9 protein-coding genes are annotated in these 8,428 nt (G+C 40.4%); 3 read left to right on the forward strand and 6 right to left on the reverse strand.

Features of this window, described 5'->3' with window-relative positions; genetic code table 11:
• Nucleotides 1–687 precede the first annotated feature (687 nt).
• The 3 genes from BP861_RS02985 (at nucleotide 688) to BP861_RS02995 (ending at nucleotide 2,629) form a co-directional block, all read left to right on the forward strand.
• Entirely contained in the window at nucleotides 688–882 is a 195-nt protein-coding gene (locus BP861_RS02985; RefSeq protein ID WP_292372442.1) for a hypothetical protein, read from the forward strand.
• A 184-nt stretch (nucleotides 883–1,066) separates the two neighbouring features.
• Nucleotides 1,067–1,534: a cytochrome b5 domain-containing protein gene (locus BP861_RS15975; RefSeq protein WP_349680988.1), complete on the forward strand. Its 468-nt coding sequence runs from the start codon at nucleotides 1,067–1,069 to the stop codon at nucleotides 1,532–1,534.
• A gap of 192 nt (nucleotides 1,535–1,726) precedes the next feature.
• Nucleotides 1,727–2,629 (forward strand): DUF4079 family protein, encoded by a 903-nt coding sequence (locus BP861_RS02995; RefSeq protein WP_292372443.1) that lies wholly within the window; start codon nucleotides 1,727–1,729, stop codon nucleotides 2,627–2,629.
• Nucleotides 2,630–3,287: 658 nt separating this feature from the next.
• Here the strand turns inward: BP861_RS02995 and BP861_RS03000 are convergent.
• From BP861_RS03000 to BP861_RS03025, 6 genes are all read right to left on the reverse strand, one after another.
• Nucleotides 3,288–3,896 (reverse strand): HemK2/MTQ2 family protein methyltransferase, encoded by a 609-nt coding sequence (locus tag BP861_RS03000; protein WP_292372445.1) that lies wholly within the window; start codon nucleotides 3,894–3,896, stop codon nucleotides 3,288–3,290.
• 88 nt (nucleotides 3,897–3,984) lie between these two features.
• Nucleotides 3,985–4,812, reverse strand: coding sequence for a 16S rRNA (adenine(1518)-N(6)/adenine(1519)-N(6))-dimethyltransferase RsmA (gene rsmA, locus BP861_RS03005; RefSeq protein ID WP_292372446.1), 828 nt, complete (start codon nucleotides 4,810–4,812; stop codon nucleotides 3,985–3,987).
• A 180-nt stretch (nucleotides 4,813–4,992) separates the two neighbouring features.
• Nucleotides 4,993–5,718, reverse strand: a complete 726-nt coding sequence (locus BP861_RS03010) for a DUF655 domain-containing protein (RefSeq protein WP_292372448.1) — start codon at nucleotides 5,716–5,718, stop codon at nucleotides 4,993–4,995.
• A gap of 349 nt (nucleotides 5,719–6,067) precedes the next feature.
• Nucleotides 6,068–6,421, reverse strand: a complete 354-nt coding sequence (locus BP861_RS03015) for an RNA polymerase Rpb4 family protein (RefSeq protein ID WP_292372451.1) — start codon at nucleotides 6,419–6,421, stop codon at nucleotides 6,068–6,070.
• 521 nt (nucleotides 6,422–6,942) lie between these two features.
• Nucleotides 6,943–7,236 (reverse strand): 50S ribosomal protein L21e, encoded by a 294-nt coding sequence (locus BP861_RS03020; RefSeq protein WP_292372453.1) that lies wholly within the window; start codon nucleotides 7,234–7,236, stop codon nucleotides 6,943–6,945.
• 148 nt (nucleotides 7,237–7,384) lie between these two features.
• On the reverse strand, nucleotides 7,385–8,428 hold a 1,044-nt coding region (locus BP861_RS03025; protein ID WP_292372454.1), incomplete at its 5' end, for a tRNA pseudouridine(54/55) synthase Pus10.

The following is an 8,428-nucleotide window of genomic DNA, read 5'->3' on the forward strand; positions in this document are numbered from 1 at the left end:
TATAGTTTTATGAATATAGTTTTCTTTATTGAATGTCTTTCGATTCGTTCCTCATTAGCAAATATTATTGGTAAATCATTTGCATATTGGGATGTCTATTTACATGTTATATGCTGATGATTTACATGCCTGAGAGTGTTTTCACAATTTCTCACACCGACTATATTCGTCACAAAATATAAATACTATAGAAATATAATTAAGAATTCTATAATTATCAGAAACCGATTTTATTTAGTTAAATTCTGCAAATTATTCATCACTACAGCATTTTATAAAGCTTATATTTTATAAAAATACTAAATTTGAGCCTTTCCCAAAGCCTATTCTATCCCTAATCATCAGGAGTTCTCACGATCATTTTCCATGATCGTATATTCGATTGACTGTTCTAAAATACGAGATTCAAAACTCAGATTTTGAGTTTCGGGATAAGCTCTTCAATAAATTTATACATAGTTTACATTAAAAGACCTGCATATGCCCAAGAATTTCCTGCAATTTGCCTATAGGAATTGGCTCAAAAGAAGCTAAAACACATAGATTTTTATGATAATCAAATTATCAAGTCATGAAGGCAAGCTGGTGTCTGGTCTACATACGTGTAGGATTTCTACCAACGAGCATCTGAGACTTAGTATTGAGAAGGATGTTCCTGGATGAAGATCACTGAATAATCAAAATAGCATGGAAACTGAAGTTTTTGACCCTACCCGCAGGGAATTTACGATTGCCTTCGTTAATCTGTCAATTCTAAAGTACTACTATTTAAGTTCAAAGAGGACTTTTGAGCTTGTTGATCGGATAATACAAGAAGAGAAGGAAAAAGAGATCGACTACAAGGGGAGATGTCGGCTCTCAAAATTGCTTCTTTTGCGCTGATAAACTCTTTGTTGTCCATTGACTTTTGGGTATAACCCAGGAAATTATTTCCAATTAAATTTAAACTCTGTTAACTAAATTTTTACAAAACAATCTTTTTTATTTAATATTTGAGAAGAAGTTGTTTCAAGAAAAACGGCAAAATCTAAATTATAAAGCAACTTATATTTTTATGGGGGAAATAATGAGAAAAGCACTGATTACAATGATAGTGTTGTTAGGCCTATTCCTAGCAATAGGATGTATGGGAAATAAACCGGTAACTCCAAACGAAACAGGAACTCAAAAACAGGCTGTAACTCCGGCTGGAGAAGAGGCAACTGAAAGACAGACTGCAATTGAAATTCAGAATGTGACAGAGATACCGAAAACAAAAGAATATACACTTAAAGAACTTGCAGAGTATAACGGTAAAAATGGGACGACATACGTTGCCTATCAAGGTAAAGTCTATGACGTGTCTAATAGCGATCTTTGGAAAGGTGGCATACATAAGGGACACACTGCAGGGAAGGATCTCACTGAAGAATTGAATAAGTCAGCACACGGGCCTGGCATAATAAAGGGTTTTCCTGTTGTTGGAACTTTGAAAAAACCACAAAGACCTGAAATCATAAAGGGTTTTCCTTTTTTTGGAACTTTGAGAAAATAAGCTCGAAATTTTAGACATGATACAAAATAGATATCACACTTCAACTTTACATCATGAGTATTTAATAAGAATTCATACGGAAAGTAGCTATGTTTTTTGCATTTGATAGGGACAATGGAGGGAGCCCAAATCTCTGATGAATCAAATCGAAGATCAGCGATATCGGATATATACATAGGTCTAGCTTTACTTTTGATTATTGGTGGCATTGCTCTGGCGTACGAAAACTGGATAGGCCATGCTCTGATAGCTATCATCAGCCTGTTACTTATGGGCTATGCTCTCACAACTGGGGCTATGCTCAAGGGAAGGCTAAAGAGAAAATCAGGAAATATCTTTAAACTTCATAGAAAGTCTGGCATTTACTTTGGAGCCTTTGTCTTGGGATCGTTCATTTATGGTTTGTGGATGAGGTTGCAACACGGAGAATCCCTACTATCATCTGTTCACGGAAAGTTGGGACTGTTTATACTTCTCGTTGTGACTCTTCAGGTTATTCCAAGCCTGATTTTTAAGAATCGAGCAAAATATAGGGGATTGCACAGAATAATTGGATACGCTCTGGCGCCAATCTTAGTCATCGATGCTGGTTGGGGTCTGCATAATGGCGTAACTGGCGTGACAAAAAGCCTTGTTCTCCTGCATTCGATATCTGGAGGCCTGGCTGCCCTTGTTCTGGTCTGGATCATTCTGGAGATGCGGTATCCGACATATAAGTCACTTTCTAGGGCTAAGTTAGCAAGCTATCTTTCTGCATTCCTGATAACCGCAGGATGCTGGATTGTAGGAGGTTACAATTACTTAACAGCCTATGGTTCTCAGGTAAGACCTGTAATCTTGGCAGGACCGCATCCCTGGGCGCACGAGGTTATAATGGAGGCAAAAGAGCACATCTTTGTCTTTCTGCCCATAATCGCTTTTGCTCTATCCATTACCCTGTTCAGCCTTGACAGAAATACTTTTCAGGATGATGCTAAGTCCAGGCACGCCTTAATGATGATTGCCTGCCTAGCACTTTTTATGGTACTGTTCATGTTCCTGATGGGAGCAATCATATCCAATGCTGGACAGACAGGGACGGAGACCTTAAAATGAAGGAATCATCAACTTCCATCGTGTCAGCCGTAATTACCATTTTTTTAACCGGCTGCATTATCATTACTCATGATATATCAAAGGATTTTAGACAATCGTTGACTGCACTTACGGGCCATCATTGGATATCAGTGAGCGTGATAGCAGTGATATTATTTGTGCTCTCTTCGGGACTTCTGTTGAGCTCGAAGAACCTAAAAAAAATCTTGAGATCATACGATATTGGTCTATGGTCAACTGCCCTGATAGATGTGACCTTCATCATGATTCTAGTAATTCTTTTGGTATTAATCGCTCACTTTCTAGCAGATTGAGATTCATAAAAAAGACCTAACTTGATACGAGATTATCTAACTGTTATTAGTTTCTCTTCAAAAAGTTACACTGCTTTGCTTCTGGTTTAAGCGACGCTGGTATTATTCCTCCTTTCAAGTATTTTCAATGAGTTGAAGGTATAACCACCTGCATGGAATAAGGAGAGTTACTGTAGCATTTCCTACTTCTGGATTCCGAAATTTTGAACAATTTTTACTACTGTTTTAATATTTTTAAGACCTGCTCTGTAATTTCATATTCTAAGTTTTGAACTCATGGAGATGTTTCTTTGAACTCGGTTATTCCATATGATATCGGAATATTAGTTTCAAGATAGACTCGTTCACAAAATTTTTCCTCTAACAACCATTAATTCTTCAAAAGAAACCTTTTTCCTCGCTATAACATCAACTGTAAACCCCAGATTCTCCATTTTCTCCTTAACGGCTTCCAGCCCGGTAATGGAAGAGATAAGCACAAGAACTTCTCCTCTTGGCTTGAGATAATCCTTTACTTCGTCAAGAAACCGATCCAGGGTCTCTCTCCCACTGATTCCACCGTCAAAAGCGTAATTCAGCCATCCAGGAACTTTTTCTTCCTCTGATGTGGGAAGATAGGGTGGATTAAAGAGAATAAGATCAAAATGAGTTTCAGGATCTCTGGATTTGAGTCCTTTAAAAAGGTCGGTACGGATAACCTCAACACCATTTGTTTTCGCACAGGTAGCGGCATTGGGGTTAATTTCCGTAGCTACCAAACGAATATCTTTCAGGTTTTCAAGGAGTACAGTCGATACAAAACCTGATCCGGTTCCGATTTCAAGGATGCGCATGCCTGCCTTTGCTTCTTTAAGGGCAGCGTCGGCAAGTAGAAAAGAATCTTCTGCAGGCTCATAGACTAGATCTATATTCCCTAGCTTTATCCGGGCTTTTCTGTATTCTATTTCAACCATAATTTCGAGTTCTTTGGGTTCTTAGTTTTTTATAAGTCTTAGTTTTTACTATTCTTATTTTTATTATTTTTATTTCCTTATTGTTCTTTTAAAATTCGTTTTCAATAATTGACTTCTTTAAATCAATTAGCTGATTTGCAACCTTTGCAAGCTCTTCGGGAGTAAGGTTTTCAGCGCGTTTGTTAACCAGATCCTTAGGGAGCCAGGCAATTACTTCTTTAATGTTGGGAATTTTGAGCATATAATTTGTGTTCAGAATTGCATTTCTCAGTTTTTTCCGTCGCTGACTGAAGACTGCGGCCACAAAATCCATAAAGAAAGCCTGGTCTTTGACTTCAAAGGGTGCATGGCGGGGAACAAGTTTGATAACTGCAGAATCAACCTCAGGTACCGGCTGGAAAGCACTTTTTGGTACTTTCATCAAAATGGAGGCGTCAGCAAAATAACAGGTATCGACTGTAAGACGTGAGTAATCTTTACAGTTAGGCAGGGAAACCATCCGGGCTGCAAACTCGTATTGGTACATCAGAATGCCAAGTTTGAACTTATGGCGAAGGAGCTTGAAAGTTATCTCCGAAGAGATAGAATAAGGAAGGTTTGAGACAACCTTATCAAACTCCGGAAACTCGACTTTTAGGGCATCGCCGGCAATGATCTCAATATTTTCAACCTTATCGAAACGGTCATGCAGGACTCTGACTAGGTTAGGATCAAGTTCAATTGCAATTACTTTTTTTGCCTTCCGTGCAAGTTTTTCAGTCAAGTTTCCGACCCCTGCACCGATTTCAAGCACGACATCCTCGGGCCCGAGATCAGCAGAAGTCACTATTCTGTTCAAATAGTCTGCATCGACAAGGAAATGCTGATCAAAAGTGCCTCCTTTTATATTATATTTTTTAAGAAGAGAACGAACCACAGCTGAAACCTCCTGAGTAAATTGAGTACATCGCTGAGTAAATAGAGTATTTTGAGCTTAGAGTATTTTGAGCTGAAACGAAATTAATGTGAACTAAAATGATTACCAAAAGCTGAAAAACCTAATCTTGAAAGCCTTTTTAGAAAAAAAATAGAACCGAGAGAGTTAATCTCACTCGGCTTACTGTCGGCGCGGTGGTGTTGTAAACAGCCTGTACTTGATAAAATCATCTTTGAGTTCGTCTTCAATCCTGTGGGCAAGAACTTTGGCCGGATCATGAAGACTTGGTATTCTATCCTTGATATCCTGAAAACTCTTGAATTCTCCTTTTTTGCGCTCATCTATTATAGACCACATGAGTTTTTTGCCTATTCCGGGCAGGAGGTCAAGCATATGCAGGCGGGTAGTGATAGAATGAGCTTCGTTGAAAAACTTTACAAAGCGTGCTTCCTGATACCTGACACAGGCTTCGAGGATAAAAGGCAGCTCGAGATTAGCTCCTGTCGTAAGGTCAGAGTAACCTATTCTTTGTTTTACATGATCAATTTCATCCCGGTCTCCAGACCCTATATAAACTCTTGACTGGATCTGAGGAACTACACCACTTTTGGGGACGAGCTCCATAAGAGTAAATTTTTTATCCCCTACAGCCTGGACAAGAGGTTTCTTCTGGTATGCGGCAGTGTTACCAACTGATTTCCCATAGGGAAGGTAGTCGAGAACCCATGCATACTCCTCTCTTTCCTGTGAGCTTTCCATGGACTTTCCGGGTGGGCGCGGGGCTCTTTCTGATTGCCTATCGAATTGCGGTTTGCCTGTCGGCCGCTTGCCGCTACCATAAGAAGGTTTTTCGGCAGTTGATCTGCCAGCATACGGTCTACCTGATTGCGACTTCTCTACTCTCATCAACACCCATCCTATTAATTAATCTGAAATCCCATGGAAATCTGTATTCAGAATACATATCCTGATATGCCGATGTACTTATATCCGGTTCGGAACCTATCCCGTTAATCGGAATGTCGACTATTCACAAATTCCTGGTATTCTTTCTGTTATTCTATATTCTGTAAAATTCTATAATACCCTAGAACCGGCATCCCCGGACTCACTATTTTCCCTAACCAAAGAGTCCTCTGTTTGAATTAGATCAGGGTACTCCCTGATACTTTAAAGTACTCTAAGTTTCGGATACTTCCCTTATAAATAACAAGATGAAAACTGCTATTTAGCTTATTCCCTTTGCATCTCAGTTTTATTCAATAGCTTCCAGCACGTAATCAAGAATTTGATCTAGCTCTTCATTGCTCAGGGTATATTTTTCTTTAGCATAGATTGATCGGATTTCGTCTCTGGACTGAGGCAGAATATCTGCGATCCTGACCGCGATTGCAGGCCTCATCTTTTCGAGTTCTAACAGTCTGTTAACCAGTTCTCTTGATTTTTCTCCGCTGATCTTTGAGAACTGTTCAGCATGGTGCAGCGCTTTTCTGAATCCGTATCCGACTTCAAGCCCCTTTTCTCTGCGCTCTTCAGCGATCTTTGTAAGTAGTTCTCTGACTTCGGCCAAGGTCAATAATTCTTCACTGAGGACTTCCTTAACTATCATTGGAATACACTCTTTTTGACTTAAAAGCTGTAACTATTTGCCATTCCCTGCTGAGTAATCTTTTCGGATCACTCTTCAATTCTCCAGGAGTTCCTGGCTACAAGCAAGTTTCTGCCTGTCAGTATTCGGAAATCTGATATGGCCTCAGTACCTGTGCACCCTTTTCACAGATAGGCTTTCTCCAGATTGCCGTTACGCACGAAATTCGATCTTATTTCTATAATCTGAAATTGTTCCGAATAATTTTCCTGATCTGGCTCAGGTATATGTCTGACAAACGATATATAATTATAGATATCCCCATACCGGGTAAGATGCCAGATTTTTAAAAGCAGTTTCTTTAAATCCCCCTATATCCTTCCAGGGGGCATTGAGTTTCTTTCACTTAATTACAGGCCTCTATTTTTACAAGTTACCTCTAAGACCCCTGGCAGGAGCCTGAGCCTACGGTAAAAGCCTGCATACTGTGAACTCCGATAAAATGGGGGTTAGGTTGTAAAACCTAACTGCCTGGAAAGGAATTAGTATTTCTGCGGTTTAAGGTGCTGAGGGAGGGAAATAACTTCCTTCATCGCATTTCCGCTGCGGACTTCAAGAATGTATGAGCGACCGCGCTGTCCGAGTATCTTTCCGGTTGAACCCTGGAATTTCGGATTGGGCATACCTTTCTGGACGCTCGGGTCAATGTCAATGTGGACCATTTGCCCTTCTTCGAATTCCTGAATTGCCTTGCTTACAGGGGAAATTCCTCTTTCACGAACTGTCTTCTGTAACTTGTACCTTGTGCAGCGTTTTTCACCGTGGGAGTTTGTCATCGCATGTTCCTCCTTAGAATGCTCGATTAATTTTTCTATAGTATATACAGTTTTCCTCTAGATAAGATGGATATTATTTAAATAAGACGTTCAGTCAGGTAATTTTTTTCTGACTTTGCTTATTTAATAGACCTGATTCAGATTGAGTTTAAATATCGACGTTGACCACATCAAGATCTTCCACAAGTGCAGGAATACCTAAAAGTCCGCTTAGGCTTGGGTTTGTCCTGCCCTCATCTCCGGAAATAAGTTCTTTTACATACAGCCCGCCTTCGCAGTTTACTGTTATGTAAGCGTAACCTTCGTCTGTCAGTTCATCAAGCTTAATGCTGTACACATGCCTTTTCCTGACAAGGTCAGCCCGCCTGTGAACTACACGCCTTGGAGTCTGCTGGGAAATCTCTATGTCACTCAAAGCCTCAAGGCTGGATTTAAGCTTTTCCTCCGAAACAGGCTCTTTAAATGTAACTTTAAGCTTATAAGTTTTATCCGCCTTTGAGCTTTTCAGGATCTCAATCATATCTTTTCTAGTGAAAGAAAGCTCTCTTACCTCGACTTTTCCGGCAGCTTTCTCATTAATCTTTCGCATAAGCTCTTCAAGGTCTGTGCTGCGCCTTACAGGGGATTTAGCTTCCACCACAAAAGGCCTGCCGCTTCCTAGCATCAGGGCATCGATATCTTCCCTGCCCGAGCCGTGAAAAGCCGTGTCAACTGCCTGGAATGCCTCTATTACGGGCCCTTTTATAAGCTCATCTACGGATTCCTGGTACTGTTTCCCTGTGAAATTGCAGCGTTCACACCCTTTGCCCTTGCACTTCCTGCACGGCCAGCGGGTTTGAGGAATTCCCCTGATCAATTTGCGATAGCGTCCGAGAATATACACCGAACGAAGCTGAAGCTCAAGCTTGTTTTTTGTAAGGTCAAGGGTAATTGTAATGTCAGGGTTTTCAAAATCCACATCTTTCTGGACTTTTTCGGCTATCCGCTTGCCTACTTCCCTATTAAGCTCGGTCTTGAGCTGTTCTGCATATGCAGTTCCAGCCTCAGCCCAGAGCATCTCTTCGTTTTCACTTAGTAGCCCGCTGACTTTTGTGCCCACAAGGAAGTTAGAATATTCAAGGCCCTCGAGGGCTTTTACTGCTTCATCGGCCCATTCATCTAGTTTCTTAAACTGGTCAAGGCAAACCCAGCA

The sequence above is a fragment of the Methanosarcina sp. UBA411 genome (assembly GCF_002495725.1).
Lineage (GTDB): Archaea > Halobacteriota > Methanosarcinia > Methanosarcinales > Methanosarcinaceae > Methanosarcina.